Origin of the sequence: Nannocystis pusilla (genome assembly GCF_020073745.1) — a bacterium.
In the GTDB taxonomy this organism is placed as follows: domain Bacteria; phylum Myxococcota_A; class Polyangia; order Nannocystales; family Nannocystaceae; genus Nannocystis; species Nannocystis radixulma.
Map to the genome: position 1 here is coordinate 65,020 of NZ_JAIRAU010000016.1, position 26,619 is coordinate 91,638.

Genomic DNA, 26,619 nt, shown 5'->3' on the forward strand with positions numbered 1-26,619 from the left:
CTCGAACGTGACTGATGCGTCGGCTGCCCGCATCTTCGTCGGCGGGAGGGCCCGCGAGGCGCGGGCGAGCGACGAATGACGACCACGACGAACGCGACAGACATCACCGACGAGACCCTGGCCCCGCGCGGGCGCGACAAGATCGAGTGGGCCGAGCGGGCCATGCCCGTGCTGGCGGCCGTGCGCGAGCGGTTCGCCCGCGAGCGTCCGCTCGCCGGCGTGCGGGTGGCGGCCTGCTTGCACGTCACCGCCGAGACGGCCGCGCTGGTGCGGACCCTCGCGGCCGGCGGCGCCGAGGTGCGGCTGTGCGCCAGCAACCCGCTCAGCACCCAGGACGACGTCGCCGCCGCGCTGGCGGTGCACGACGGCGTCGGCGTGCTCGCCCGCGCCGGCGAGGACCGGGCCACCTACTTCGCCCACCTCGCGGCCGCGCTCGGCCACCGCCCGCAGCTGGCGATGGACGACGGCGCCGACCTGGCCACGCTCGTGCACACCAGCCACGCCGCGCTCGGCGACGCGCTCGTCGGCGGCACCGAGGAGACCACCACCGGCGTCACGCGCCTGCGGGCGATGGCCCGCGAGGGCGTGCTGCGCTACCCGGTGATCGCGGTCAACGACGCCGTCACCAAGCACATGTTCGACAACCGCTACGGCACCGGCCAGAGCACCATCGACGGCATCCTGCGGGCCACCAATCGCCTGCTCGCCGGCGCCTGCTTCGTCGTCTGCGGCTACGGCTGGTGCGGCCGCGGCCTGGCCGCGCGGGCGGCCGGCATGGGCGCGCGCGTGCTCGTCACCGAGGTCGACCCGCTGCGCGCGCTCGAGGCGACGATGGACGGCTATCAGGTGCTGCCGATCGCCCGCGCCGCCGCGCTCGGCGACGTCTTCGTCACCGTCGCCGGCAACCGCGGCGTCATCGGCGGCCCCGAGTTCGCGGCCATGAAGGACGGCGCCGTCGTCGCCAACGCCGGTCACTTCGACGTCGAGCTCGACCTCGCGGCGCTCGCCGACCTCGCCCCGCAGCGGCGGCGGATCCGGCCCTCGCTCGACGAGTACCGCCAGCCCGACGGCCGCCGGATCTACCTGCTCGCCGAGGGTCGCCTGGTCAACCTCGCCGCCGCCGAGGGCCACCCGGCCGCGGTCATGGACCTCAGCTTCGCCGACCAGGCGCTGGCCGCCGAGTACGTGCTCGCCTCGGCGCGCGAGCTCGCCGCCGACGTCCACGCCTTGCCGCGCGCGATCGACGAAGACGTCGCGCGCCTCAAGCTGCGCGCGCTCGGGGTCGAGATCGACGTCCTCAGCGCCGACCAGCGCGAGTACCTGCGCGCCTGGACGACCGGCACGTGATCAGATCCACGGCCAGTTGACGCGACAGCTGCCGCAGATCCGGTGTGAATTGCGGCGCTCGCTCAGGTGGCGCTCGCGCAGCGCCGCGTAGGCCGGGCCGTGGTAGATCTCGCGCAGCGTGTTGTCGTTGGCGTCGCCGAGGATCAGCTGGCGCAGCGCCGCGTCCTCGCAGCACGGCGCCACGCGCCCGTCGGCGTACACGTAGAGCTTGTGCCACGGCGCCGGGCACGGCATCTGCCACTGCGCGTCGTCCATCACCCGCAGCCGCCCGCGCACCGGCGCGGCCCTGTCGGTCTTCTTGAGCTCGCCGAGCCAGTCGGTGCGGTCGGCGATGCTGACGCGGTCGACCCGCGGCTGCCAGTAGCGCACGAACTCGGGTAGCTCGTGCACGTTCTCGGCCAGGGTCACGCACGACACCGTGACCCGCGGCACCGCGCCGCGGTGAGCCCGGCGCAGCGCGAGGAACCGCTCGATGTTGCCGTACACGCGCTCGCGCGACAGCGGCGGCATCACGGCCTCGTAGACCGCCTGCGAGAAGCCGTTGACGCTGAAGTTGACCTCCGACCAGCCGCCGAGCTCGAGCATCGCCGCCGCCAGCTCCGGCGTCAGCATGCTCGCGTTGGAGAAGAAGTTGTACGTCATGCCGGCCGCGCGCACGTACTGCACGCGCTCGAGCCAGCGCTTGTCGACCATCGGCTCGCCGTAGATGCTCAGGCACACCGACCCGATCCCCCACTCGGCCGCCTCGTCGACCAGGCGGCGAAACAGCTCCATCGGCATCACCCCGACCATCTTGCGCTCGCTGTGGACGCACATCGTGCACCTCGCGTTGCACGTCAGCACCGTCTCGATCCACAGCTGCGGCGGCGCCCCGGCGCGCACCGCCGCGTCGGCCGCGGCCACGCGGGTGCGGATGAAGCGGCGGAACAGCGGCGTGCGCTGCAGCGCCGGCGTGCGGTAGATCCGCTTGGCCAGCGCGACCGCGGCGGGCGAGCGCGCCACCAGCCGCCGCAGCTGCGCCAGGGACGGACGCGGGAGCGAGATCCTCATGACGCCTCCGGTGCGCCGGACGGCGCGACAATCACAACACATGACCCAAAGGACAGCATACACCTCCGCCGACCCCGCCCGCGGCTCTCGACGAAGCCGTGGTCGCGGTCCTGATCGAGACAGTGGCCGGGCTCGACGCCGTCCGTCACGCCGTTCAGCGCACGCGCGACGAATCACAGCAGCGCCGCAGGCGTGGCCACCTGCGGCGCGGTCCGTCACGCGTGCTCCGGAGGTCCTCTCATTCGCCGCGCCGGCGCCACGAATCCGCCGCGCGGCTGCGCCGTGTGGCCGCACGCCGCCCCGTCCGTCTCGCGGGCTCCGGACGTCCTCTCATTCACCAGAGGCGGCGTCAGCGCCGCATCCCCGCCGCCCCTCCGTCGCGTGGCCGCGCGCCGCTCCGTCCGTCTCGCGGGCTTCGGACGTCTCCCCATTCACCAGAGGACTCGCGCGGACCCGACGGCGTCGCGGCCCACGCCCCGCCGTCGTCGGCCGCTGCGACCAGGCCCTCAGAGCAGCGGGCAATCGCCGGCCGGGTTGAACGAGAGCTGGCACGTCGCCTCGACGAACACGCCTGACTGCGCCGGCGCCGAGCGGATGAGCAAGAACTGGAGGTTGAAGCCCTCGGCGACGCACTCCGGGCTCATGTCGTCGATCGAGCTCGGCGTCTGCCCGCTGCCGTCGGTCAGCTCGCCGAAGCACACCGTCGATCCGGCGGGCGCCGTCCACTCGCCGTCGATCACCATGCACGGAGGGATCGCGGTGCGGGTCTCGTTCAGCAGGTCGACCTCGAACAGCTCGCAGTTCGGCTCGAGCGTCGGCGTGTTCGGCTCGACGTCGGCGACGCACTTCGGCATGCAGGCCGGCCGGACCTGATCGGCGATCGTCCCGGCCATCGCCGCCAGCGCCGCGTCGTAGCTGTCCTGGCAGATCGAGAACAGGTCGCGGCCCTCGCCGACCTCGAACGCCTCGGCGAACACCCGCTCGCGCACCGGCGGGATCGCGGTGAGGCCGTCGGATCCGACGCAGCCGGGGCCGATGCCGAAGTCGGTCTGGAACTGCGGATCGGGCGCGTCCTCGTACACGATCTCGGCGTCGTGCGACTCGTAGCCGACGGGCACGCCGGTGAGCATCATGACCCGCACCTCCGCGCCCGGATCGAACACGTGCTTGTCGTTCTCGATCGTCTGCACGAGGTCGATGTAGCGCGCCAGGGGCCGCAGCACCGCCTGCTCGTCGGGCACGTCGGAGGAGCCGTCGCTGCCGAAGTTGGCCGAGGTGCAGGTCTCGAACGTCGGCCCGGCGCCCTTGCACGCCACCCCCGCGTTCCAGCACGCCGCGCTCGTCGGCGCCGCCGCGTCCGGGTCCTCCCAGAACACCTTGTTGCTGGTGAAGATCTCTTCGCTGGCCCACGAGCAGTCGGCCTCGTCGCTGACGAAGATCACCGACAGGCTCGCGTGCGGGCGGATGAAGCCGTGGTTGGTCGGCGACGTGTCGTCGCTGGCCTGGCTCAGCGCGAGGAACATCGACTCGAGGTGCGACTCCATCCCGCAGCCGGCGACCCCCTGCGGGATGAAGCACTGCAACGCGTCGACCGGATCGACGCCGTCGGGCAGGTTGGTCACGTGGTTGATCTGCTCGACCCATTTGCGCGGCGCGAGCTCGCCGTTCGACAGGTGTGTCTCGGTCGGCTTGATCGGCAGGTCGGCGTCGGTCAGCGCGCACAGGTCGGTGCACGCCGACGACGCGTCCTCGCCGAGCACCTCGAACTCGCCCTGCTCCACCCGCTGGATGCAGCTCGTCAGCTGCAGCCGCCCGCGCTCCGGCGTGGTGACCATCTCGTCGCAGCGCGGGTTGCCGCTGTCGGTCGTGGTGATGCCGATGCGGTAGTTCAGCCCCTCGAGCCGCTCGAGGAAGCTGTCCATCGCCGCCGCCAGCTTGGCCTGCCGCGTGGCCATCGAGAGCGAGTTGTCGATCACGAACAGGATGTCGGCGTCGGCGTTGAAGGCGATCACCACCGACTCACCCGGATCCGGACCGGAGGTCGGATCGCCGTCGGTGTCCGGGGTCGGCCCGTCGGTCGGATCGGTGGTGGTCGGCGGGTCCGTGGTCGTCGGCGGGTCGTTCGTGGTCGGGCCGTCGGTCGCCGGGCCGTCCGTGATCGTCGTCGTATCGTCGCCATCGGTCTCCTCGCCGGGGTGACGCTCGGTGCACGCGGAAGCCGCGACGATCGCCGAACACAGGCCGAGGGAGCGCGTCGAGAAAAGCCAAGGAGTCGAGCTCATCACGGAGTTATAACGCATGGCCGAAATTTCCGCCGGCCCGCACGACGCGCGTCCATGAACGCTCCTGCTTCCGGTCGCAGGGACCGGCGCCGGCCCGTCAGCCGACCGGCTCGGTCACCGGCCCGGACGCGTCGCCGCAGTGCCACTGGAAGTTGTCGACCAGCACGAAGCTGTCCCAGTTGACGTCGTCGAGGTCGAAGATCGCCAGCACCAGCTCGATGGTCTCGCCGGGCACAACGTCGGCCGTGGTCGTCAGCCACTTCGTGCCGGCGCTGTAGCGCATGCACGTGCCGGCGAACTCGGGCAGGTCGCCGGCGTCGTCGTACAGCTCGAGGAACGCCGCGTTGAGCGACAGCGCCTTGCCCTGATCGTCGAACGAGATGTTGCCGGTCCAGTTGGTCGACTGCAGCCAGCCGATGAACATGTCGTTGTACGGCTGGTTCTTCCACGTCGGATACTCCTTGGTGAAGAACGCCAGGTCGAAGCTGAACGACTCGGCGCCCTCCGGGACCGTCGCGGTGAAGCGCAGCTCCTGGTAGTCGTACTTGAAGCCGCTCTGCTCGAACTGGTTCTCGATCGTCTTCGAGCAGTCGCCGGTGCCGACCAGCGACGGGTCGGCCAGGCAATCGCCCTGCACCGGCTGCTTGGTGATCGGCGGCGGGAACTTGGTCGTGTCCATGCCGTCGCCCGGCGAAAACCACGAGTTGCAGTGATAGGCGACGTCGCCCTTGTCGGCCGGCACGTCGTGCATCTCCGCCAGGTCGCCGGTGCTGAGCACCAGGAAGCTGCTGCCCTCGCGCGGCGTGAACGTGGCGGCCTGGCCCCACTGCGAGATGACCCGCAGCCCGGCGGCGTTGCCGTCGAAGCCGCCGGTGACCGCGAGCTCGCCCGGGCAGTTGAGGCCGATCGCCTGCAACGGGTCGCCGTCGACCGCGTCGCAGGCGGTGTGCAGCTCGGCCGAGCACTCCTCGCCGCCGCCGAAGTCGGGCGTGCCGACGTCGAGCAGCGGCCCGCCGCTCGACGTCGGCGCGCCGGTGCTGTCGTCGCTGCTCGTCGCGCCGGGGGGCTCGCCCGTCGTGCTCGTCGGCAGCCCGCCGCTCGACGTCCCGGTCGTCCCCGTCGCCGGGAGCGAGGTCGCGCCCGTGACCCCCGTGGCCCCCGTATTGCTGCTCCCGCCGTCGTCTCCGCACGCGAGGAGGAGGAGCGAGGCGCACGACAGGACAGGACCCGCACAAGACAACAGCCGCATGGGTCCACACGTTATCACGCCGCGCCAGCCTGCTCGCGCCGATGCGGCGCGGACGAAGATGTCCGAAGTCACTGGTTTTCCGCCGGACGGTCGTCCGAATTTCCGGCGCCCGCGGTGTGCCCATTGCGAGGTCGCCGGGACCCAGCCCGCCCGGAAATCATAGGAGTCGGCGCGCGACCGATTCCTCGCACCGATTGCGCCGAGCGAGCGCCCGCGCGACGAGGCGGGAGCCGGCCGTCGTCCCCCGGACCCTCTCGCGGCCGACAGCCTGCACCGCGCCGCGCCACGCCGCCCCGCTCGCCGCGGACGACGGTATAGTGCCCCGGCGTGTCTCCCAAGCCCGCCCCTCCTCGCCGGCCTCGCCGGCTCCTCGCCGGCCTCGGCGTCGCGCTGCTGGCCGCGCTCGTCTTCCTCGCCGGGTGGATCTTGCCGACGGCGACCGGCTACGTGGCCAAGAACGCCTGCTCGGCCGTGTTCGTGGCCGGCCGCGATCCGGGCCGCGTCGGCGCCGAGGACCTCGCGCCGCAATCGTACGTGTCGTTCACCGTCGACCGCGAGCAGCGACGCGTCCGCGCCAGCGTGTTCGGCCTGGCCGCGCGGACGGCCGTGTACCGCGACGGCCTCGGCTGCGCGCTGGCGATCGGCGCCGCCCCGGAGTCGCTGCAGGCCCAGACCGTCGCGCTCCCGCACGCGCCCGCGAGCGACGCCCCGTGGCCGATCGGCGAGGGCGAGCGCCTGGCCGCCGATCCGCCCGGGCTCGACCGCGCCGCGCTCGACGCGGCCGTCGCCGCCGCGTTCGCCGAGCCGAACCCCGACTCGCTCCGCCGCACCCGCGCCGTCGTCGTCGTCCACGGCGGGGCGATCGTCGCCGAGCGCTACGCCGACGGCTTCGACCGCGACACCCGGCACCTCGGCTGGTCGATGTCGAAGAGCGTCACGAACGCGCTGGTCGGGATCCTCGTCGGCCGCGGCCTGCTGACCCGCGACGCGCCCGCGCCGGTGCCCGGGTGGGCCGGCGACCCGCGCCGCGCGGTCACCCTCGACCAGCTGCTGCGGATGAGCAGCGGCCTCGAGTTCGAGGAGCGCTACGGCCCGCTCGCCGACGCCACGCGCATGCTGTTCGAGGTCGACGACGCCGCCGACGTGGCCCTGGCGCGGCCGCTCGCGCACGACCCCGACACCGTGTTCTCCTACTCGAGCGGCACCACCAACATCCTCAGCTGGATCGTGCGCCGTCAGTTCCCCGAGCTCGCGGCCTACCATCGCTTCCCGCACGAGGCCCTGTTCGCGCCGCTCGGCATGCGCTCCGCCGTGTTCGAGACCGACGCCAGCGGCACGTTCCTCGGCTCCTCGTTCGTCCACGCGACCGCGCGCGACTGGGCCCGCTTCGGCCTGCTGTACCTGCGCGACGGCGTGTGGGACGGCGCGCGGATCCTCCCCGAGGGCTGGGTCGCGTACAGCCGCACGCCGACGAAGACCGGCGTCGGCGACTACGCGGCGCACTTCTGGGCCAACGCCCCCGACCCCGCCGACCCGGACAAGCGCCGCCTGCCGCACGTGCCCGCCGACGCCTACCAGGCCGCCGGCTTCCAGGGCCAGGCGGTCCTCATCGTCCCGTCGCGCGACGCCGTGATCGTGCGCCTCGGCATGACCCACGACCGCGCCGCCTGGGACCTCGACGGCTTCGCGTCCGCGGTGCTCGCCGCCCTGCCCGCGGCCTGATCGCTCGCCTCCCCGCGCCGGGCTCCTTCCGCGCATACATGCTCGTTCGAGCATGTCCTTTCGAACCTATCCTTCAGGGCCTGTCTCTTCGAGCACGAGAGGCGGCGTCACGCCGGCGCGTCCGCGTCACAGGTCCTCCACCGCGACGCTCGTGCACTCCGGCGGCGCCGTGACCGGGTTGCAGCGGGCCGGGTTGCCGTCGGGGAAATCGAGCCAGTAGGTCATCCCGTCGACGGCCGCCGGGAAGTCGTCCTTGAGCATGTGGATCCCCGCGGCCTTGGCGGCCGCCATCCGCTCCGTGCATTCGCCGTCGTCGTCGCCGGCGCCGCACACGTTGGTGGCGATCAGCATCCTCGCCGCGTGCGCCTGCGCCAGCGCCTCGGCCTCGCCGATCCCGAGCTTGGCGATCGCCGCCCACCCCGCCGTGAACTGGTTCGGCGTCGCGCGGGCGAACATCGCCCGGCCGTCCAGCGACGTGAACCCGTCGGTGTACTCCTGGGCGTGGCCGTCCTCGACGTTGAGCAGCACCACCAGGACCTGCCCTCGCACCTGCGCCAGCGTCGGCCAGCCCTCGGCCTCGAGCGCCGCGCGCACGTCCGCGTGGGCGCCGCGCAGGTCGTCGGGCGTGAACAGCTGCTCGGGCGGCAGCGCCTCGCGGATCACGTCGTCGATCGCGTCGAGGTCGCCGGCGCCGATCGGCAGCCCGCCGGTCGAGTCCTTGATCTCGATCCACACCACGATCGGCACGTGCTGCGGGTGCGCCAGCGACCACCCGCCGATCACCCCCAGGCACTCCGACAGCGTCGAGCAGGTCGTCACCGAGTCGATCACCGAGATGTGATAGACCTCGAACGCGCTCAACCCCTTGTGCACGTCGAGCTCGAACGCCCGCACGCCCTGCGCGTCGAGCTGCACGTCGAGCGGCGCGTGGCTGTACTCGTGGCTGGCGTCGAACGCGATCAGCGGCTCGCGGTGGTAGCTGTTGTGCGTGCCCTTGACCTGCACGTGCTGCAGCGTCAGCACGTCGTCGAACGATCCGCCGCCGGTCGTGTCGGTGTCGCCGTCGCCGGTGGTCGTCGAGTCCGAGCTCGTCGAGCTCGTCGCGGCCGAGCTCGTCGACGTCGAGGTCGTCGACGTCAGCGCCTCGCTGGTCGCCGCCTCCGACGTCGAGGTCGTCGACGTCGTCTCCCCGCCGGTGCCCGAGCCGGACGTCGGCGTCGTGGTGGTCGGCGCGTCCGTCGTCGCCCCGGGCGTCGTGCTCGTGCCTGTGCTCGTGCTCGTGCTCGTGCCCGTCGCCGTCTCGCCCGTCGCGCCGCCGGGGTTCGGCTCGCCGCAACCCGCCAGCCCCAGCGCTCCGCACAACACCCCGCGTATCAGCCCGCTCGCGCGCATGCGAGCATCCTCGCACGCCTCTAGCGCCTCTGTCACGGCCACGGGTCGCGCGCCGGCTCGCCCTCGCCGCCCGCCTCAGCCCCGGCGCCCGCGCGAGCGCCAGATCACCGCGTCGACGATGTAATGGTGAAAGTTCACCGTCTGATGGCAGACCAGCACGAACGGCAGCACGTCCCACGACATGCGGCCGGTCGCCTGGCCGAGCGTGAAGTAGAACCCGGCGCCCAGCGCCAGGCACACCAGCGCGTAGCGCAGCGCCTGGTCCGGCTGGCACAGACGCGACACGAACGGCCGCTGCGGGTCGACGCCGCGCTCGAACCGGCGCACGTTCATCGCCCACACGAACAGCAGGTACTGCGCGTTGTGCCAGATGTTGATGAACAGCCAGCCGAGCGTGATCTCCGGGATCGCGACGTAGCTGACCGCCGTGATCACCACGTGCGACAGCACGAACAGCGCCTGCCCGGCGCTGCGCGGTCGGCCCGATCGCAGCGACCGCAGGTGGCGCAGCGTCCACGCCGCCAGCGCCGCGAGGGCCACCGCCCCGGCCGCCGTCACCAGCAGCTTCGGCGCCGGGGGCAGCCACAACGGCCCGCCGTAGAACAGCGCCGGTCCCTGGTGCGCGCGGTGCAGCAGGCCCCACAGCGGCCACGCGAACACCACCGCGTCGCTGAGGCGATCGCCGGCCGGGTCGACGCCGGCGCTGCGGTGGTAGGCGCGCGCGATCCCGTAGCTCTGGCGGGTGTAGTGCCACGATTGCCAGAAGAAATAGATGGTGTTGACCGCCAGCACGCCGCCGAGGGCCACCGCCCCGGCCGTGGCCGCGAACACCAGCGGCGGCAGGCCGAACAGCAGGAACGCGTGGGCTCGCGCGCCCTGGCGGTCGAAGGCGATCCGCGTGAACGTCGACGCCGCGTGGGGATACGCGAGCAGCCAGAAGTCGACGGCGATCACCGCGGCGAACAGCGCCGGCGACAGGCAGGCCGCCCCGCCGAGCACCAGCGCCAGCGCCAGCACGCCGGCGATCAGCGACAGGTCGAAGCGCGGCCCGCGGAGCCAGTCGACCGATCGCACCGCGTCGTCGGACCCGCGCACGGTCTCCACCTCGCGGCCCCGCGTCAGGTCGGCGGCGGCGGCAGCGGGCGCGGCTCCGGCTCCGGCCGGGTCTCGGGCTGCGGCTGCGGCTGCGGCTCGGGCTGCGGCTTCGCGTCGGGCTTCGCGTCGGGCGGAGGCGGCGCGTACGTGCCTGGCGCCTCCGGCTGCTTCGGCGCGGTCTCCTTGTCGCCCGGCTTGGTCGCAGCGGCCCCGCCGGTGCAGCCGGTCAGCGCCACGGCGCCGCCCGTGAGCAGGAGCAGGACCGACGCCGCCGCCCTCAGGGGGGCGCGGCGCGGGGAGGATCCGGGGGAGCGCGGTGGAGTCGCCATCCCGTCACGCTAACACGCCGGCCCGACGACGACACGCGATCTCTCGCGCTCGAGGCCGCCCCGGTCGCGCGAACGCCTTCGAACAGACATGACCGATCGGGCATATCCCCAAAGACATGCTCAAACAAGCATGTCTTCGAGCGCATGTCCGCCCGGACATGTCCGCGCGCGCCGTCCGGCTCAGGTCACCGGCGGCGGGTGCTCGGGCACCGGCTCGGGGATCGGCTCCGGCGTCGGCTCCGGCTTCGGCTCCGGCTTCGGCTCCGGCTTCGGCTCCGTGATCGGCTGCTGCGCCGGCTTGGGCTCGGTCTGCTGGATCGGCCTGGACGGCGGGGTCTGGGCGCAGCTCTCGAGGCCGAGGAGCGCAGCGCCGCCGAGCACGACCGTGACGGCGACCGCGGCCACGCCCGAGGCGAGCCGCTGCGACGAGGGAGGCGTGGACATCGTCGCCAGGCTAACACGCCCGCGCGGGGGGGTCGCGCGCGGCGCGGCGGGCCCTGGCTGCGCGATCCCGGCCGCTGCGCCCCGATCCGTGGGATTGTCTCCTGTCCGGAGCCGGGCGGGCGTATAGTGTCCCGCCTCGATGCTCCTGTCCGAGCTCATCCCGCGCGTCACGTCCCAGATCCGCATGCTCGCGGCCGGACTCGCGCTCGACCCGGCGACACTGGTGGTGCGCCACGTCGCGGGGCCCGGCGATCCCGCCACGACCTCGTTCTCGATCGCCGACGCGCACGCCCGCTACTACCTCCAGCTGGCCGAGCACCCTGGGGGCCACGCCGCCCTGCGCCGCTGGCTCGACCTCGGCGCCCTGCTGTCGGCCCGCTACCACGCGCCGCGGATCCGCGGCTGGCTCGAGATCGTCGACACGCCGTTCGCGGGGCTTTTGTTCGAGCACCCTGACGGCCACGTCGTCGACCTGTCCCGAGTGCCAGATCTGGGTCAGGCCCTCGGCCGGTTGGTCGGGCGCCTGCACGCCGACCGCGAGCTGGCGGCGCGGCTGCCCGGGCCGGCGCCGACCTGCCGCGACGCCTACCTCGCCGGCCAGTGCGCCCGCGCCACGGCCACGCTGAAGGCCGCGCGCGCCGCCTGCCCGCCGTTCGTCGACACCGCGACGCTGGCCTACCTCGCGGCCGAGCTCGATCGCATGACCGCCCACGTGCGCGCCTCGACGGCCTTCGCGGCGCCCGCCGATCTGCCGATCCACGGCGACCTCCACCCCGGCCACGTGCGCCTGACCGACAGGGGCACCTTCCACGTGCTCGGCTGGGACACGCTGCGCCTCGGCGATCCGGCGCTCGACCTCGCCGCCCTGCCGCCGCGCACCGCCGTCGTCGATCCCGGCGCCGACACCATGCAGGCCACGCGGGCGATCCGCGAGCCGTGGCTGTCCGAGCGGGTCGCCCTGCTGCGGCGGGCCCTCGCGCTGGCCGGCGTCGTCGATCCGCTGCACGCGTGGCTGGCGGCCGCGGCCGTGCCCGAGGGTCGCGAGCCGGGGCTGGCGCAGCTCCAGCGCGCGCACGAGACGGCGCTGGCGGCGTACCGGCAGGACCACGCGTGATCCGGGCGCGCCCTGCTCCGCCCGCCGCCAGCGACCTGCCCGCGATCGACAGCCTGCGCTGCTTCGTCGCCGCCGCCGAGCACCTGAACTTCAGGACAGCTGCCCGCGCCCTCGCGTTGACCCCCGCGGCCGTCGGCCAGCGGATCCGCCTGCTCGAGGAGCAGCTCGGCGCGACCCTGTTCGCCCGCACCACCCGCTCGGTGCGGCTCACCGACGCCGGCCTGTCGCTGCTGCCGCGCGCGCGCGCCTGCCTCGGCGAGGCGGCCGCGTGCGTCCGCGTCGTCCGCGGCGAGGACGACCCGCCGCCGATCGAGCTGACCCTCGGCACCCGCTTCGAGCTCGGCATGTCGTGGATCGTGCCGACGCTGCCGCGCCTGGCGGCCGCGCTGCCGCGGGTCACCATGCACCTGTTCTTCGGGTCAGGTCAGGAGATCGTCGACCGCCTGCGCGGCGGCCTGGTCGACTGCGCCGTCACCTCGGCCAAGCTCGACGACGACCGGCTGCTCGCCGAGCGCCTGCACGAGGAGCGCTACGCCTTCGTCGCCGCGCCCGAGCTGCTGCAGCGGATCCCGCTCGAGCGCCCCGAGGACGTGCCGCGCCACGTCCTGCTCGACATCGACGCCCGCACCCCGCTGTTCGCCTACTTCCGCGGCGCGCCCGGGGCCCCGGCGCTGCCGCGGTTCGGCGGCCACCGCTGGCTCGGGCTCGGCGCCGCCGTCAAGGTCCAGGTGCTCGCCGGCGAGGGCGTCGCCGTGCTGCCGATCTACATGATCGAGGCCGAGCTGCGGGCCGGTCGCCTGCGCCGGCTGTTCCCCGCGGTCGCGCCGCTCATCGACTACTTCCGCCTGCTCTACCGCGACCACGACCCGCGTCAGTCGGTGTACCGCGCGCTCGCGGCCGAGCTGGCCCAGACCCCGATCTCCTGAGCCGCGCGCCAGGCCGACAGCGCCGGCAGCCCCGCCGCCTGCAGGCCCGGCACGATCACCTCGTTCACGGTGGCGAAGAACAGCCGCCGCGCCGCCAGGCCGTCGCACACCCCGATCGCCTCGGCCGCGCGCGACGGGCTCGGGCGCGCCGGCAGGTGGGCCAGCTCGTGCGTCGCCAGCTCGTCGAGCGCGATCACCAGGTAGTCGGCGAGCCGCTCGCGCAGCGCCGGCGACAGCGACGGCGCCAGGTCCTCGAGCAGCCGCCAGCCGAACCGCGCGTGCCCGACCTCGTCGGCGAGGATCTCCGCCAGCAGCCGCTGCAGCGCCGGCGGCCCGGCGGACCGGCGCTCGGCGTCGATCAGCGCCACCGCCACCGTCTCGCTCAGGCACGACACGCTGATCACGTTGCGCAGCACCGCCTCGAGCGGGTCGGCGTCCTCGTGCTCGGGCACCGGCGGCAGCGCCGGCAGCTCGATCACCGGCGAGCCGCCGAGCACCTCGACCACCGCCGCGCAGCGGTCGGCGTGCAGCCACTCCTCCGCGACCATCGCCGCCACCCGGGCCGGGCGATCGCCGCGCACCCCGGCGCGCTCGAGCTGCCGCGCCAGCGCCGTGAACACGCGCGCCGACACGTGCTCGTTGAGCATGCGCCCGCGCCAGGTGAGGATCGCCGACGCGCGATCGAGCTCGTCGAGCTCGTCGAGCGCGCCCCGCTCGAGTCGGAGATCGGCGCGGCGCGCCGCCCCGCGCAGATCGAGGCTCATACCCACCTCCCGCGGGCCGCGCGGGCTCGCTGCAGGCGCTCGCCGAGCGCGGCCGGCGGCGCCGGCGGGCCCCACGGCGTGCACTGCGGCGCCGGCAGCCACTCCTGGCGCTCGCAGCAGACCCAGTCGATCTCGCCGGTGCGCAAGTCGACGCAGTCGCCGAGCTCCCCCGTCGAGGTGCTGCCCGTGCCGTCGTCCGTGGTCGCGCCGGAGTCGGTCTCGTCCGTGGTGGAGCTCGCGCTCGAGGTCGTCGTCGCCAGCGTCGTCGCGTCGGTGAGCAGCGTCGCCTCGCCGCTGCTCGTCGTCCCCTCGCCGCTCGTGCTCGTCGTCGCCGTCGTCGTCGCCTCCTCCGCGCCCGTCCCGGTCAGCCCCTCGCTGCCGCCCGCGCTCGAGCTCGTGGTCGCCGGCGCCGTCGTGTCCGCCGCGCTCGATCCCGTCGAGCCGTCGCTCGGCGCGTCCGTCTCGCCCTCGTTCGGCCCCGGCCCGCAGGCCGCGATCAGCGTGAGCACCAGGCCGGCGCGCAGCCGCGGCCGCCCGACCAGCCCCGCGGCGGCCGCCAGCGCGCGTTCGTGATGAGATGTCTTGAAAGCCATGTCGAAGATTCCTCCCGCCTCGAACATGGCCCGTCGCGCGCGTACACGGAAACGATCTTGTGTTGGCGGCGCTGTAAACCACCGCTTTACAGCGCGCTCGCGTGCCCCTCCCGCCGCGAGGCCCGCTGTCGCGCCTCGACGGTCTCCCCTTCAACCAATCCGGCGAGGTCGTTCTCGCCATGGGCGCCGGCCTCCGGTGCCCGTTCGAATTCCTCGATCCGCCGGCCAGCGGCACGGCGAACCTGACCGCCGCCCCGGGCGTCGGCCGCGTCCTCGCGGTCAGCGGACCGCGTGACCGCTACGCGCGTCGCATCGCGAAGGCGATGCCGCTCTGCAGCGTGCCGCGCGTGACGATGTTGCCGAGGTCCACACCGAGGCCCACCAGCGCCTGGGCCACCTCGGCGCGTATCCCCGTGAGCACGACCTCGGCGCCGAGCAGCCGCACGGCCCTGGCGGCGCGCAGGAGCCCCTCGGCGACCGCTGCGTCGACGGCGGCCACGCCGGTGATGTCGAGGATCGCGACCTTCGCGCCGCGGGCGCTCACGCCTGCCAGCAAGCTCTCGAGCACCTGGTTCGCGCGGTTCTCGTCGACCGTCCCGATCAGCGGCATCACCACGACATCGTCGCTGATCGGGATGAGGGGCGTCGAGAGGTCCGCGAGCATGGCCGCTTGCGTGCGAATCACCTCGTCCTGCAGCTGCCGCCGCTCCTCCTCGGCACGTCTCGCGGCCCGCAGGTCACGGGTGACCGCGCCGATGCCGAGCGGCTGCCCGGTCTGCTGATCCTTGACCATGAACGCGTTGTATTGCGTCGGGAAGGACTCGCCCGTCACGAGGTGCCTGAACTCGAGCTCTCCCTCCCAGCGCCCGGTCGCCTGGATCGCCGGGACGATGTGTTGCAGGAAGTAGCGGGTGGCCTCGGGCGTCAGCGCCTGCGAGACATCGAATCCCCGCATGTCCGCATCCAGGTCATATCCGATCAACCTGCGGCCGGCTGGGTTGCAGTAAATCGCGCGACCGTCGAGCGAGCAGATGCCGATGAAGTCCGCGCAATTCTCGACTGCGGCGAGCATCTGCTGGCGCTCCTCCTCGAGGCTGTCCCTGGCGCGGAGCAGCTCGATGGTCCGATCCCTCGCGGCGACCTGCTCCTCGAGCTCGGCGACCCGCCGGGACAGCGCATTCAACCGCTCGCGCTCCTCGGCCCCCTCGTCCGACGCACCATTCATGACGACCACCCTATCCGAGCGGCGCTCGAATTGCGACGACGACAGGATGGTGAGAGCAGGTACGAGTCGGGTGCACGCCTCCGGCCGCCCCAGTCTTCCGGGCGTCGAGCCGTCGCGCAGCGCAATGGATTGCGACCCCGCGAGATTTCTCTGACGGACGCTCGTCCGCGAGCCCGTGACCCTCGGCGAGTCCACGACCTCGTCGGCACCGCGACCGCGCTCGATCCTCCACGCGTCCGCGATCGCCTCGCGTGCGGCGGCCACGCTCGCCGCGTTCCTCCTCGGCGTCGCGCTCCGGCACGGCAGCACGTGGATCGAGCCGCGCTAGAAACGGACGTCTCTGTCCGTTTCGTCTCCGCGCGACCTGCAGTCCCGTCGGGTCCGCGCCGCGCGCCGCCACGCGCGCCGATCTCGCGGCTCAACTGGACACCCGTGTCCGTTTCGCACAGACTCGAGCGACGGCGCGACCGCAGCCTCGCGCCGCCGGAGGGAGAGCCGATGAACCCCGCAGTGAACCCCGACGTGAACCCCGCGACGTACCCGACCCTGCCGGCCAACGCGTCGTTCGTCACCCGCGTCCGCCTGGCGGTGCGCGCGCTCAACGTGTTGAAGGACGACCCGGCGAACGCGTACTACGGCCCGCTCGTCAACGCGTGCATGGACAGCGAGACCTACACGAAGCTGGCCCGCACCTGGCGCGAGAGCCCGGAGGGCCGCCGGCTGCTCGACGAGCGCCCCACCCTGCAGGGCTGCGACCTCGACCTCGACGCCCTCGCCCGGCTGCCCGAGGGCACGCTCGGCCACGAGTTCATGCGGTACTTCCGCGACAACGGCATCGCCCCGTTCGCCACCACCTTCCCCGTCGAGACCGACGTCGACTACCTCAGCAAGCGCTACCGCGAGACGCACGACCTGTTCCACGTCCTCACCGGCTACGGCACCGACGAGGCCGGCGAGATGGAGCTGCAGGCGTTCGTGCTCGGCAACCTCGGGGTCCGCCAGGCGGCGCTGATCCTCGCGTTCTCGCTGCCGCGGCGGCTCCAGCAGAAGGGCTTCAAGGGCCTGGGGGCCTACCTCGGCCGCCTGCGCGCGGCCTACCGCCGCGGCCGTCGCTCGCGCGAGCTGCTCAGCGTCAGCTACGAGAAGCTGTGGGCGCAGCCGGTGTCGGAGATCTCCGCGTTGCTGTGCGCCCCGTGACCCCGGGCCCCGCGCGAGGCGACGGTGCATCCGTCGCCCCCGCGACCCGTGGTCCCGGCTCGAGAGCTCTCGCCGGCGACGATCGCCTCACCACGAGGCCGCTCGATGGCCGCGTCACGCCTGCTCGTCCAGCCGGATCGCCGCGCCCGGGCACACGCACGCCGCCTCGCGGACCGCCGCGTGCAGCTCGCTCGCGGGCGCCGCGTCGAGCAGGACGACGATGCCGTCGTCCCGCTGATCGAACACCTTCGGCGCGACAAGCACGCACTGACCTGCTCCGCAACATTTCTCGGTGTCGACAATCACTCGCATCGTTGCACTCTCGTTTCGTCGATTCGTATCCGGGTCAATCCGTCGAGGTGAAGGGGGCCTGCCACAGCCCCAACAGGGCGTCGAGCAGTCCGATCTCGGCGGCCTTCCACGTCGCGCGCGGCGTGGGCGTGCCCTCGTGCAGCGCCCGCTCGCGCTCGGCGCACACGTGGACGATGAGCTGCCGGCTCATGTCGCTCCGCTCCTCACGCACCTCCGCGGGGAGGATCGGCATGAGCCGGGTCAGCCCCGCGATGGTCGCCTGCATCGACGGCGAGGCGACCGTCTCGTCGATCACGACCTTGCGCAGGGCCGGGTCGGTCGTCGCCTGGGCGATGAAGCGCGCGTACCAGCTGGGGCTGCCGAGCGACTCGAGGTGCTCGGTGGGCGGGCGGACGAGGCAGGCGATCCAGTCGCGCAGGTCGGTCGAGCCGGCGATCGTGGCGAGCATGCCCGCCCGCCGCTGCTCGAGCGCCGGCGCGTGCCGGCGGACGATGGCGAGCACGAGATCGGCCTTGGTGCCGAAGTGGTAGCCGACGGCGAAGTTGTTGGCCTGCCCGGCCGCCTCGCTGATCTGGCGGTTCGACACCGCCGCCACGCCGTGCTCGGCGAACAGCCGCTCGGCCGTGGCGAGGATGAACTCGCGTGTCTCGTTCCCGTGCGCTTGCCTCGTCCTGGTCCCGGCCATGCATCACCAGCGTACAGGAACGCCCTCGAGTCCGCCGACGAGCAGCCCCTCGCGCCGGGCCAGCGACCCGGCGGGGACCGCGAGCTCGAGGGTGGGGAGCCGGCGCAGGAGCACGCTCAGCACCGTCTGCAGCTCGGTGCGCGCCAGGGCCTGACCGACGCAGGAGTGCGGCCCGGCGCCGAACGTCAAGTGCGGGTTCGGCGACCGGCGCAGATCCATCGCGTCGGCCCGCTCGTACGCCTGGTCGTCGCGGTTGGCCGCGGCCATGCTGCAGATCACCGTCGTGCCGCGCGGCAGGGTCTGCCCCCCGACCTCGACGTCCTCCGAGAGGAAGCGCGGCAGGCCGAAGCCGGCGTTCGCGTCGAAGCGCAGCACCTCCTCGACGGCCACGCGGACGAGCGACGGATCGGCGACGAGCTGCTCCCAGCGGGCCCGGTCGGCGAGCAGCATCGCCATCATCTTGCCGATCATGTTCGAGGTGGTCTCGTGCCCGGCCACCAGGACCCCCTGCCCGATCATCATCAGCTCGCGCTCGGTCAGGTGCTGCCCCTCGTCGACGGCCAGGATCAGCTCGCTCAGCAGATCGTCGCCCGGCTCGGCGCGCTTGGCGGCGATGTGCGCCATGAAGTAGCGGGCGAACTCCGCCTGCGCCGCGTCGATCTCCGCCTGCGTGTAGTGCGACACGCTGAGCATCGTGTTCGACCAGTAGGCCAGCTTGTCGCGGTCCACCCCCGGCATCCCCAGCAATTCGCAGATCACCCACACCGGCAACGGGAAGCCGACGGCGCCCAGCAGATCGGCGGGGCTGCCCTGCCGCGTCATGTCGTCGATGAGCTGCTCGGTCATCGCCTCGATCCGCGGCTGCATCGCCGACACCCGCTTGGCGATCAGCGACTTGTTCAGCAGACGCCGCCACCGCTGGTGCCCGTCGACCAGCGACGCCGCCGCCTCGTTCTCGAACACCGTGCCCGACTCATTGGTCGCGATCCGGGCCGCGCCTTCCTGCGCGAGCTGATGCGAGAACCGCGGGTCCGCGAGCAGCTGGCGGACGTCGGCGTAGCGCGTCAGCAGCACCGCCCTGTCGCCGCTGGGCAGACGAATGTGCGCGACCGGACAACCCGCGCGCAACTTGGCCCATTCCTCGGCCGGCTCCAACGGACCGGGGGCGCGGAATGGATAATCCAGGACCTGCTCGCTGCTTTCGGTGCTCATCAAGACCTCCGCGGGAGGGTCTAAGTCGATCGACTCAGTAAGTCAAGCGACTTAGTCCCGGAGAGATCCAGAACGGCCTGGACGGCCGGTTTTGCGCTGTCGGAGCCTGGAACCAGCGCGATTTCGCGCCTCCAGATGTGCCATTTCGCGCGGCCTCGCGCGTCACGACGACGCCGATCGCGGCCGCCGCGCATGGCAGCCCGGCCGATTCATGGGCCGGCCCGAATGTTCACACACCGATCCCAAACTCGCCGTACGCCACGCCGTCGAGCGCTGCAAATATGCACACCGCGGCCCCGCGCGCCGCCTACGTCCCCTTGGACTTGGCGACCGCGGCCAGGCAATGCGCCCGCAGCTCGCGGAGCCCCTCGAGCGTCGCCTTGCCGGCGGCCAGCGCCGTCACGGCCTTGTCGAGCGCCGAGCGCGTGCTCGACGTCTGCGCCGACGCGGCGATCGCCGCCAGCGCGAGCGCGTCGGCGAGCGACCGTTCGGCCAGCGCGAGCGCGACCTCGAGGAGCGTCAGCTCCGTCCACTCCGGCGTCACCGAGCCGGCGAGCAACGGCGCCTGCCCGAGCGACTGGGCGAGGAAGGCCGCGACGCGCCCGCCCGGGCTGACGTAGCCGCGCGGGAGCTCGAGCTCGTCGAACAGCGACTCGAGCGCGGCGACGTGCGACGTATAGATGTTGATAAGCGCCTGATGGACCTTGCGCAGCTCGCCGACCTTGCTCTTCTCCGCCGCGCTACAGGCGAAGCGCGCCGACACGCGGGCGTGCATCGCCTGGGCGCTGATGAGGTCGGCGACGACGACGCCCTTCAGGCCCGCGAGGTCGCCGAGCGCCTGCAACGCGGGGAGCGGCACCTCGCTCCCCGGTGGTACGACGGTCATACTTTCGCTTCGGCCGGCGCCGCCGCTGTCTTTCGTCACGATCAACGTTGCCATGATCTTCTCCTCACTCCTCGGTATCGTCGGCCTCGGGTCGCGAGCGCAGCGACTCCACGGGGTGCGGGCCCTCGGTGGTCGCGCGGAAGTCGTGGCCGAACTGCTTGACGTGCTCCTCGATGACCTTCTCGCTCGGTACCGCGACACCCTCGTTCACCGCTTTCTGGTACTTGAAGTAGCGCGCGTCCGGGGGCAGCGACTGGACCGGCACGAACTCGGTCCCCCGGGCCGTGAGGTCGATCTGCGCCGCCAGCACCTCGCGGATGTAGTGCTTGTTGTCCTGGAACCGCGTCGGCTCCGGCATCTCCGCCGGCAGGAGCTGCTGCGGATCGACGCCCTCGTGGCGCTTCAGCAGCTCGCCCGCCACACGGACGTGCTCGATCTCCATCATCAGGTGCAGCTCCCACAGGTCGCGGATCCGCGGGTCGACCTCGTCCTGCATGAACGACCAGTACAGGTAACATTCGTTGTAGTGGTGGAACAGCTCGCGCTGGAACCACGAGTCGAGCGGGTCGAGCAGCGACTCGTACTGCGTCACGTGCTGCTCCTCGATCTCGGCGATCTCGAGGTACAGCCCGCGCGCCAGCCGGGGCACGTACATCGGCCCCACGTTCATGTAAAAGTTCATCGTCTGCTGCTCGGCCGCCACGATCGTCATCGCGTGCATGCGCGACAGCGGGTCGACCGTGTGGCTGTCGAAGTGCCGCCGCACCTCGTCGTACGGGTGGCGGTGCTCGACGATCGTCGGCCGCCCGGGCATGACCTCGGTGAGGTCGCCGACGATCTCCGTCACCCGGTGCGGCCCCTCGATCAGGTCGATCAGGTTGGCGTAGCGGTAGAGGTGGTCGAAGTCCTCGAGCAGGCCGAAGTCGAGCACCTGCTTCAGATACGGGTCGGGCTCGGTGCGCGCCAGCCAGGCCGTGAGATCGATGGCGACCTGCTCGTACGCCAGCGTGGTCTCCAGCACCGATTGATCGCCGGGGAGCAGCCAGTTCACGACCTTCTGCTGCTGCTGGTCGGCGCGGCGCATCAGCGCCAGGCGGGTCTTGACCTCCCAGTCGTCGGTGTGCCGCGCGAACTGGTGCGACGAGAGGATGGACTCGACCTCGATCCCGTTCATCACGATCACGCGGGCCCGCGTGTACGGGTGCACGTCCCGCTTGTCGAACGGCTGGATGTTGAGCTCCCTCCAATTGCGGATCTGCTTGCCCAGTGGGATGCCTTGCTCGGTGAGCGGATTGAAGCCCATGCTGCCTCTCTTTCACCCGTGGTGTCTGCGTCGCCCACGGCTCGACTTACATTTCGCGCGGAGCGGTCGATCCGTAACACCGACGATCGGCGCCGCAACCTCGAGGCCGTCGCTTCCCCGGCGAAGTGCCCCAGGGGCCGCCCCGGCCCGCGATCCACGACTTGCGGAGGCGCCGCTGCACGCAATCACGGCGGTGCGTCGGTCGCGGCCCGTCGCAATGCGCGAAATCATCGCACCACGGGGCGCGGCCGCGATCGCATCAAAATGCGTTGATGTCGACGAGCATATCTGCGCACCTCGCAGATCGAGACGGCGCGAGAGCACCCTCGCGGACATCGTCGCCGAGACTGACGCGCCCTGGGCTCTCGTGGCCGCAGCGCTCGTCGATCGGTCGACCCGGCAGCGCCAGGGCATCTTCCAGGCTCGCGCCGGCCGCCCGAACCCGGGTTCGAGCGGACGACTGGCCCGCAGAGGCAGCGTCGCGCCGTGGTGACCGCGCTCGCTTGCCTTCCCGGCCCGCTCGCGCCACGGAGCAGCCGCCCCATGAACGCTCCCCATCCCCCGACGCGGCTCACCCCGGCGGAGGCGGTCCGTGCCGAGCCTCGCCGAGTCCTCCCGGAGGTCCGCAAGATCGCGGTGCTGCGGGCCAACGCGATCGGCGACCTGGTCTTCGTCCTGCCGGCCCTCCAGGCGCTGCGAGCGGCCTATCCGCGCGCCGAGCTCGTGCTCCTCGCCCGCGCCTGGCATGCTCGATTCCTCCGCGATCGGCCCGGCCCCGTGGATCGCGTGATCGTCGTCCCCAGAAGTCGCGGCGTGAACGGCTCCGAGACCGACGACGACGACCCCGTCGAGCTGAACCGATTCTTCGCCGCGATGCGAGAGGAGCGCTTCGACCTCGCGATCCAGCTGCACGGCGGCGGCCGCCACTCCAACCCGTTCGTCCGTCGCCTCGGCGCGCGGCTCGCCATCGGTCTGAAGTCGCCGGACGCCGAGCCGCTCGACCGCTGGGTGCCCTACGTCTACTTTCAGCCGGAGAGCGTCCGCTACCTCGAGGTCGTCACGCTGGTCGGCGCGTGCCCGGTGGATCTCGAGCCGCGGCTGGCGGTCACGGACGGCGATCGTGAAGAGGCGGCCACGGTCGTGCCGCCGAGCGAGCGGCCGCTCGCCCTGCTCCACCCCGGCGCGGGCGACCCGCGGCGGCGCTGGCCGGTCGCCGGCTTCGTGGCCGTGGCCGACGCCCTCGCGGCCGCCGGAGTCCAGGTGGGCGTGCTCGGCTCCGGCGGCGAGCGCCCGATCGTCGACGCGATCCTCGGCGGCATGCACACCCCTGGGCTCGACCTCTGCGACCGGCTCACGCTCGGCGGGTTGGCGGGCCTGCTGCAACGAGCCGGCGTGGTCGTGTCCAACGATTCGGGCCCGCTGCACCTCGCGGCCGCGGTCGGGGCGCGCACCGTCGGCATTTACTGGTGCTTCAATCTGTTCACCTCGTCGCCGCTCACGCGATTGCGCCACCGCCCCTTCACCTCCTGGCAGACCCACTGCCCCGAGTGCGGGGCCTGCCTCCTCGCGGGCCGATGCGAGCACTCCCTGAGCCTGGTCTCGTCAGTCCCCGTGGACGACGTCCGCGAGGCCGCGCTCGAGCTGCTCGCCATGGCGTGAGCCTCGCGGGGCGCGTGCGACGGAAGCGGTCGCTCGACGGAGCCGGACCGGCCGGCCGGCGTCGCCCGCGAATGTCGTGCCGGCGCTCGCGGCCGTCGGCGGGCATCCGCTCGCCCGCGTCATTCGTCGAGCTCGCCGCGAGCGAGCAGCAGCGACCCGGCGCCCGGCCAGGCCGCACGACCGCCACGATTAGCGTCGACCGGCTCGCGCGCTAGTCTGGGTCGCATGCGACGCTCTCCTGACACCGGCACGCTGTCGCCGGACGCTCACGGCGCCCTCGACAGCGTGCTCATCTGCGTGCTGGCCATGGCCCCCGCCATGTTCCCCGCCGGAACGCCCCGCGTTGCCGTGCTCGCGTGTTACGCGGTCATGCTCGTGCTGTGGGTATTGTCGATGCTCACGCGTTATTCGTTCGGCATCTCCAGCGCGATCCGCTTCAGGGCCCACGGGGTCATCGAGATGGTGCTGGCGCCGCTGCTCGTCGCGCTCCCCTGGCTCGCCGGCTTCGCGGAGTGGCCCCGGGCCCGCGCCGTGTTCGTGCTCGCCGGCGTCGCGGTGCTGCTGCTGGGCCTGACGGCCGAGCGCCTGCCGGAGCGCGACTACGAGATCCCGGACGAGCCGCCGATCGATCGCGGAGCCCTGCCACCGCATCAGGGGCCCTGAGCTTCGGGGCGCGCCCGGGCGCCGGCCTCGCCACACAAACCCACGTTTTCACTCATCTTTCATCGTTCGACCGGGACCGCGAAGATTTTTTTCGGGGCCGTGTCGATTTCGCCGCACGTCCTTCGACGCCTGTGTGAACAACCCACCGGCGTCCGGGACGCCGCAGCGAAAGGACACGACGATGAAGGTCATGGTGATCGTGAAGGCCACGAAGAACAGCGAAGCGGGCGTCATGCCGAGCGAGAACATGCTCGCCGAGATGGGCAGGTTCAACGAGGAGCTCGTCAAGGCCGGCATCATGCTCGCCGGCGACGGCCTCCACCCGAGCGTCAGGGGCAAGCGGATCCAGTTCTCCGCGGGCAAGCGCAACGTCGTCGACGGCCCGTTCGCCGAGACGAAGGAGCTCATCGCCGGCTACTGGATCTGGCAGGTCCGGTCGATGGACGAGGCGGTCGAGTGGGCGCGCCGTTGCCCCGATCCGATGCCGGGCGAGGAGTCCGAGCTCGAGCTGCGCCCGATCTTCGAGGCCGAGGACTTCGGCGCGGAGTTCACCCCCGAGCTGCGCGCCAGGGAGGAGGCGCTGCGCGCCGAGCTCGAGCGCCAGCAGAAGGCGTAGCTACCACTCGGCGCGCACGCGCCCTCGCATCGCGGCGCACGCGGCCCCGATTCGCCGGCCGCCTCGTGCGCCTCGTTCGTGCCCGCGCTCGCCCGGCCCGCCGACGCGAGGCCGCGTCGGCTCGCGAGCGGACAGCGATGAACCGACGCTCCGCAGCGTCCGGGCCGCTCGCCGCGGCCCTCGTCGGAGCAGGAGGTCATCGCATCCGGACGCCGCCTAGCAGTCCTCCGTGCACACCCCGTCCTTGCACTCCTCGTCCGCGCCGCAGTCCGCGTCCGACCAGCACGTCTTCACGCACTTGTAGTCCTTGCATGTCTCGTCGGCGTCGCAGTCCTCGTCCGACCAGCACTTGTCCTCCGCCACCGCCACGCACCTGGAGTCCTTGCACTTCTCGCCCGCGTCGCAGTCCGCGTCCGACCAGCACTTGTCCTCCTCGACCGCCACGCACTCATTGTCCTTGCACTTCGCGCCCGGGCGGCAGTCCGCGTCCGACCAGCACTCGTCCTCCTCCACCGCCACGCACTCATGGTTCTCGCACGTCTCGTGCGGGTCACAGTGGAAGTCGAATTCGCACTCGTTCGCCTCGGCCTGCACGCACTCGCCGCGGACGCACTCCTCGTCATATTTGCAGTCCGAATCTTTATAGCACTCCTTGGGATCGTGCGGCTGCCAGTCGCAGGTCGGCTCGACCCAGGGGATAGCGAAAGCGAGGGTCAACGACCCGAGGAGGAGACTCGTCTGGTTGAATAGCATGGTGTTCTCTGCCCTTTCAGAGCGGCGCCCCGTCGCATAGGCCGGACGGCGTCGTCGGGGCTAGTCTGCGAGGATTCACAGCAGGGGCAACGAGGCGACGACGCCTCGACCACACCGCCCGCACAGTATCCCACCGACCCGCCGGCGTCGGCCCGGACCCGTCCAGAACGCCGACTCTGCCGGCCTCTGACGAATATCAGCACCAATCATCGCTTCCCCGGGTGGCAGATCCGACAATTGGCCACACCCGATGAGAACGGCGATTTCAGCGCCGCGGCGGCCGCCGCGGCGGAATCGAGGAATGGGTCACAGCATCGCCACGCCGCGGAGGGGCCAGCGCCGGAGCGCCGATGAAGCCGCCAGAGCGGGCCCGGCGCCGCACGATTCGGCCGCGTGGCGCCTTGCCTGAATTACGCCGGCGAGGCCTCCCGAACGGCCCCTCGCTGGGTTCTGACGCCAGCTCTCGCGGCGCTGTGGGCTTCCATCGCGGTCATCGCATTGTATCGGGGCAATCCCGACACCACGAACCTGCACACATCCGCAGAATCGTCTCACCTCGTCCGCGTCGAGGGACGTCGCGTCCTCGCCGGCACGCGCCGGCGAGGCCTCCGTGTGCCTTCTCGCGGGCAGTTCCGGCAGCGCCCGACCCGCCGTGCCCTGAATCACGGCCGGCACATCGGGGCATTCGCGTCGTCCCGCAGAAAGCGAAGGCTCAGAACGAGTCACAGCAATCGGCGAACTTGTCGAAGATCGCGTCGCCTTGCTGGCACACGCCTTCCGCGGGGCAGGACGCCACCTCCATCCCGTCCTCGAAGCAGGTGCAGGTGTCGGCGTCGCACACCAGCTCCTGCGTCGGTTCGCCGGGGCACTCGTTCGTCAACCCGCACTCCTCCCCCTCGCTCAGCGACTGCTCGCAGCCGACGGGGCCGGTGTCGGCGCACACGAGGAAACTCCCGAACACGTCCGCGCACGGGCCCTCGCTGACCTCGCCCTCCAGATCGGAGCAGCTCGCCTGCGACAGGCAGAGCAGGAAGTCGAGGGTCACGGGGAGGCACTCCTCCGCCACCTGGTTGAACTGCAGGGCGCACCCGACGATGCAGGGCATGAGCTCGGTCGTGGTCCCACACTCGACCTGGCGCTCGCAGGTCGCCGTGCAGGCCTCGTAGAGGTCGGCATCGCCGGGATCGCCGATCGTGGGATCGTCGCTGGTGGTGGCGCCCTCCGTCGTCGTGGCTTCGTCGTCGCCCGTGGTCGCGGTGGTGGTCTCGGCGTCCGTCGTCGGCGTCTCGGCGGTCGCCGCAGACGTCGAGGTCGTGGCGGCGTCCGGGTCGCCGTCGGTGGTCCCGCCGCCCGCCGGGCAGGCGCCGAGGAGCAACAACGTGACAGTGAGGGCGGAGTGCTTGAGCTGCATGATGGCGGTGGAGTCGTCGGAGCCGCCGGGAAAATTGCCCGCGCGCCGGCGCCTCGTGTGAGCCTCCGCGCGTCCGATGCCCGCGGCCTGCGCGCGCGTCCTCGGCCGCCTCGGGCCGGACCTGTCCGGTGAGACAGGGCCCCGTTCGGCCGGCTCTCGGGCGCGAGCAGCATCGTCGCCGGCGCGGGCCCGGTGAAGCGCGCTCACCAGGACATGTCCGATCGGTCATCTGCTCCGTCGACGTCATCGAGGCCGCGCGCGAGCGCGTCCGCGCCGGCGGGCGCGCGGACGAACGCGCCGTGCCCGTCACCTGCCGTGCTACCGTCGCCCCGGCATGCCCGACGACCTCCCGCCCGACCTCGGCGCCAAGCTCGACGCGTTCCTGCGCAA

General features: G+C 72.2%; 26 protein-coding genes. 8 read left to right on the forward strand and 18 right to left on the reverse strand.

Annotated elements, in window-relative coordinates:
• Nucleotides 1-75: 75 nt before the first annotated feature.
• Entirely contained in the window at nucleotides 76-1,347 is a 1,272-nt protein-coding gene (gene ahcY, locus K7C98_RS14655; protein ID WP_224192267.1) for an adenosylhomocysteinase, read from the forward strand.
• Here the strand turns inward: ahcY and K7C98_RS14660 are convergent, their stop codons facing one another.
• The 3 genes from K7C98_RS14660 to K7C98_RS14670 form a co-directional block, all read right to left on the reverse strand.
• Nucleotides 1,348-2,397 (reverse strand): radical SAM/SPASM domain-containing protein, encoded by a 1,050-nt coding sequence (locus K7C98_RS14660; protein ID WP_224192268.1) that lies wholly within the window; start codon nucleotides 2,395-2,397, stop codon nucleotides 1,348-1,350. It abuts the gene before it with no gap.
• A gap of 506 nt (nucleotides 2,398-2,903) precedes the next feature.
• Nucleotides 2,904-4,679: a vWA domain-containing protein gene (locus K7C98_RS14665; RefSeq protein ID WP_224192269.1), complete on the reverse strand. Its 1,776-nt coding sequence runs from the start codon at nucleotides 4,677-4,679 to the stop codon at nucleotides 2,904-2,906.
• Nucleotides 4,680-4,776: 97 nt separating this feature from the next.
• Nucleotides 4,777-5,928, reverse strand: coding sequence for a choice-of-anchor L domain-containing protein (locus K7C98_RS14670; protein WP_224192270.1), 1,152 nt, complete (start codon nucleotides 5,926-5,928; stop codon nucleotides 4,777-4,779).
• Between the two features lie 327 nt (nucleotides 5,929-6,255).
• On the opposite strand from K7C98_RS14670, the gene K7C98_RS14675 reads away from it, so the two are divergent.
• Nucleotides 6,256-7,650: a serine hydrolase domain-containing protein gene (locus K7C98_RS14675; protein WP_224192271.1), complete on the forward strand. Its 1,395-nt coding sequence runs from the start codon at nucleotides 6,256-6,258 to the stop codon at nucleotides 7,648-7,650.
• 126 nt (nucleotides 7,651-7,776) lie between these two features.
• Here the strand turns inward: K7C98_RS14675 and K7C98_RS14680 are convergent, their stop codons facing one another.
• The 4 genes from K7C98_RS14680 to K7C98_RS14695 all read right to left on the reverse strand — a co-directional run bounded on the left by K7C98_RS14680 (nucleotide 7,777) and on the right by K7C98_RS14695 (nucleotide 10,910).
• Nucleotides 7,777-9,042, reverse strand: a complete 1,266-nt coding sequence (locus K7C98_RS14680) for a phosphatidylinositol-specific phospholipase C domain-containing protein (RefSeq protein ID WP_224192272.1) — start codon at nucleotides 9,040-9,042, stop codon at nucleotides 7,777-7,779.
• A 75-nt stretch (nucleotides 9,043-9,117) separates the two neighbouring features.
• Nucleotides 9,118-10,137, reverse strand: a complete 1,020-nt coding sequence (locus tag K7C98_RS14685; protein WP_224192273.1) for a hypothetical protein — start codon at nucleotides 10,135-10,137, stop codon at nucleotides 9,118-9,120.
• Nucleotides 10,138-10,160: 23 nt separating this feature from the next.
• Nucleotides 10,161-10,466, reverse strand: a complete 306-nt coding sequence (locus tag K7C98_RS14690; RefSeq protein WP_224192274.1) for a hypothetical protein — start codon at nucleotides 10,464-10,466, stop codon at nucleotides 10,161-10,163.
• A 180-nt stretch (nucleotides 10,467-10,646) separates the two neighbouring features.
• Complete coding sequence (locus K7C98_RS14695; RefSeq protein WP_224192275.1) at nucleotides 10,647-10,910, reverse strand: hypothetical protein; 264 nt, start codon at nucleotides 10,908-10,910, stop codon at nucleotides 10,647-10,649.
• 139 nt (nucleotides 10,911-11,049) lie between these two features.
• Between K7C98_RS14695 and K7C98_RS14700 the strand changes: the two genes are divergently transcribed.
• Nucleotides 11,050-12,024 (forward strand): phosphotransferase, encoded by a 975-nt coding sequence (locus K7C98_RS14700; RefSeq protein WP_224192276.1) that lies wholly within the window; start codon nucleotides 11,050-11,052, stop codon nucleotides 12,022-12,024.
• The gene (locus K7C98_RS14705; RefSeq protein WP_224192277.1) at nucleotides 12,021-12,950 is read left to right on the forward strand and encodes a LysR family transcriptional regulator; all 930 of its coding nucleotides are present in this window, start codon (nucleotides 12,021-12,023) and stop codon (nucleotides 12,948-12,950) included. Before K7C98_RS14700 ends, K7C98_RS14705 begins: the two co-directional genes overlap by 4 nt.
• Here the strand turns inward: K7C98_RS14705 and K7C98_RS14710 are convergent.
• The 3 genes from K7C98_RS14710 to K7C98_RS44790 all read right to left on the reverse strand — a co-directional run bounded on the left by K7C98_RS14710 (nucleotide 12,896) and on the right by K7C98_RS44790 (nucleotide 15,796).
• The gene (locus K7C98_RS14710) at nucleotides 12,896-13,714 is read right to left on the reverse strand and encodes a ferritin-like domain-containing protein (protein ID WP_224192278.1); all 819 of its coding nucleotides are present in this window, start codon (nucleotides 13,712-13,714) and stop codon (nucleotides 12,896-12,898) included. The genes K7C98_RS14705 and K7C98_RS14710 overlap by 55 nt on opposite strands.
• The gene (locus tag K7C98_RS14715; RefSeq protein WP_224192279.1) at nucleotides 13,711-14,307 is read right to left on the reverse strand and encodes a hypothetical protein; all 597 of its coding nucleotides are present in this window, start codon (nucleotides 14,305-14,307) and stop codon (nucleotides 13,711-13,713) included. The genes K7C98_RS14710 and K7C98_RS14715 overlap by 4 nt, the downstream gene beginning before the upstream one ends.
• A gap of 298 nt (nucleotides 14,308-14,605) precedes the next feature.
• A complete protein-coding gene (locus K7C98_RS44790) occupies nucleotides 14,606-15,796 on the reverse strand; it encodes an STAS domain-containing protein (protein ID WP_224192280.1) in 1,191 nt (396 codons plus the stop codon).
• A 234-nt stretch (nucleotides 15,797-16,030) separates the two neighbouring features.
• Here K7C98_RS44790 and K7C98_RS14725 point away from each other — a divergent pair, with 234 nt between their 5' ends.
• Nucleotides 16,031-16,729 (forward strand): Coq4 family protein, encoded by a 699-nt coding sequence (locus tag K7C98_RS14725; protein WP_224192281.1) that lies wholly within the window; start codon nucleotides 16,031-16,033, stop codon nucleotides 16,727-16,729.
• 114 nt (nucleotides 16,730-16,843) lie between these two features.
• On the opposite strand, the gene K7C98_RS14730 is transcribed toward K7C98_RS14725, so the two are convergent.
• The 5 genes from K7C98_RS14730 to K7C98_RS14750 form a co-directional block, all read right to left on the reverse strand.
• Complete coding sequence (locus K7C98_RS14730; RefSeq protein ID WP_224192282.1) at nucleotides 16,844-17,041, reverse strand: ferredoxin; 198 nt, start codon at nucleotides 17,039-17,041, stop codon at nucleotides 16,844-16,846.
• Between the two features lie 34 nt (nucleotides 17,042-17,075).
• The gene (locus tag K7C98_RS14735; RefSeq protein ID WP_224192283.1) at nucleotides 17,076-17,726 is read right to left on the reverse strand and encodes a TetR/AcrR family transcriptional regulator; all 651 of its coding nucleotides are present in this window, start codon (nucleotides 17,724-17,726) and stop codon (nucleotides 17,076-17,078) included.
• A gap of 3 nt (nucleotides 17,727-17,729) precedes the next feature.
• A complete protein-coding gene (locus tag K7C98_RS14740; RefSeq protein ID WP_224192284.1) occupies nucleotides 17,730-18,938 on the reverse strand; it encodes a cytochrome P450 in 1,209 nt (402 codons plus the stop codon).
• A gap of 307 nt (nucleotides 18,939-19,245) precedes the next feature.
• Complete coding sequence (locus K7C98_RS14745; protein WP_224192285.1) at nucleotides 19,246-19,878, reverse strand: hypothetical protein; 633 nt, start codon at nucleotides 19,876-19,878, stop codon at nucleotides 19,246-19,248.
• A gap of 10 nt (nucleotides 19,879-19,888) precedes the next feature.
• Nucleotides 19,889-21,127 carry a hypothetical protein gene (locus tag K7C98_RS14750; RefSeq protein WP_224192286.1) on the reverse strand — a complete coding sequence of 413 codons (1,239 nt, stop codon included), beginning with the start codon at nucleotides 21,125-21,127 and terminating at the stop codon, nucleotides 19,889-19,891.
• Nucleotides 21,128-21,670: 543 nt separating this feature from the next.
• Between K7C98_RS14750 and K7C98_RS14755 the strand changes: the two genes are divergently transcribed.
• Both K7C98_RS14755 and K7C98_RS14760 read left to right on the forward strand, forming a co-directional pair.
• A complete protein-coding gene (locus K7C98_RS14755; RefSeq protein ID WP_224192287.1) occupies nucleotides 21,671-22,786 on the forward strand; it encodes a glycosyltransferase family 9 protein in 1,116 nt (371 codons plus the stop codon).
• A gap of 225 nt (nucleotides 22,787-23,011) precedes the next feature.
• Complete coding sequence (locus tag K7C98_RS14760) at nucleotides 23,012-23,449, forward strand: hypothetical protein (protein WP_224192288.1); 438 nt, start codon at nucleotides 23,012-23,014, stop codon at nucleotides 23,447-23,449.
• Nucleotides 23,450-23,497: 48 nt separating this feature from the next.
• On the opposite strand, the gene K7C98_RS14765 is transcribed toward K7C98_RS14760, so the two are convergent.
• A complete protein-coding gene (locus K7C98_RS14765; protein WP_224192294.1) occupies nucleotides 23,498-23,698 on the reverse strand; it encodes a hypothetical protein in 201 nt (66 codons plus the stop codon).
• Between K7C98_RS14765 and K7C98_RS14770 the strand changes: the two genes are divergently transcribed.
• Nucleotides 23,631-24,065: a YciI family protein gene (locus tag K7C98_RS14770; protein WP_224192289.1), complete on the forward strand. Its 435-nt coding sequence runs from the start codon at nucleotides 23,631-23,633 to the stop codon at nucleotides 24,063-24,065. The two genes, K7C98_RS14765 and K7C98_RS14770, sit on opposite strands and share 68 nt — an antisense overlap.
• Nucleotides 24,066-24,281: 216 nt before the next feature.
• Here K7C98_RS14770 and K7C98_RS14775 read toward each other — a convergent pair whose 3' ends face one another.
• Nucleotides 24,282-24,818, reverse strand: coding sequence for a hypothetical protein (locus K7C98_RS14775; protein ID WP_224192290.1), 537 nt, complete (start codon nucleotides 24,816-24,818; stop codon nucleotides 24,282-24,284).
• 712 nt (nucleotides 24,819-25,530) lie between these two features.
• Nucleotides 25,531-26,229: a hypothetical protein gene (locus K7C98_RS14780; protein WP_224192291.1), complete on the reverse strand. Its 699-nt coding sequence runs from the start codon at nucleotides 26,227-26,229 to the stop codon at nucleotides 25,531-25,533.
• Nucleotides 26,230-26,619 lie beyond the last annotated feature (390 nt).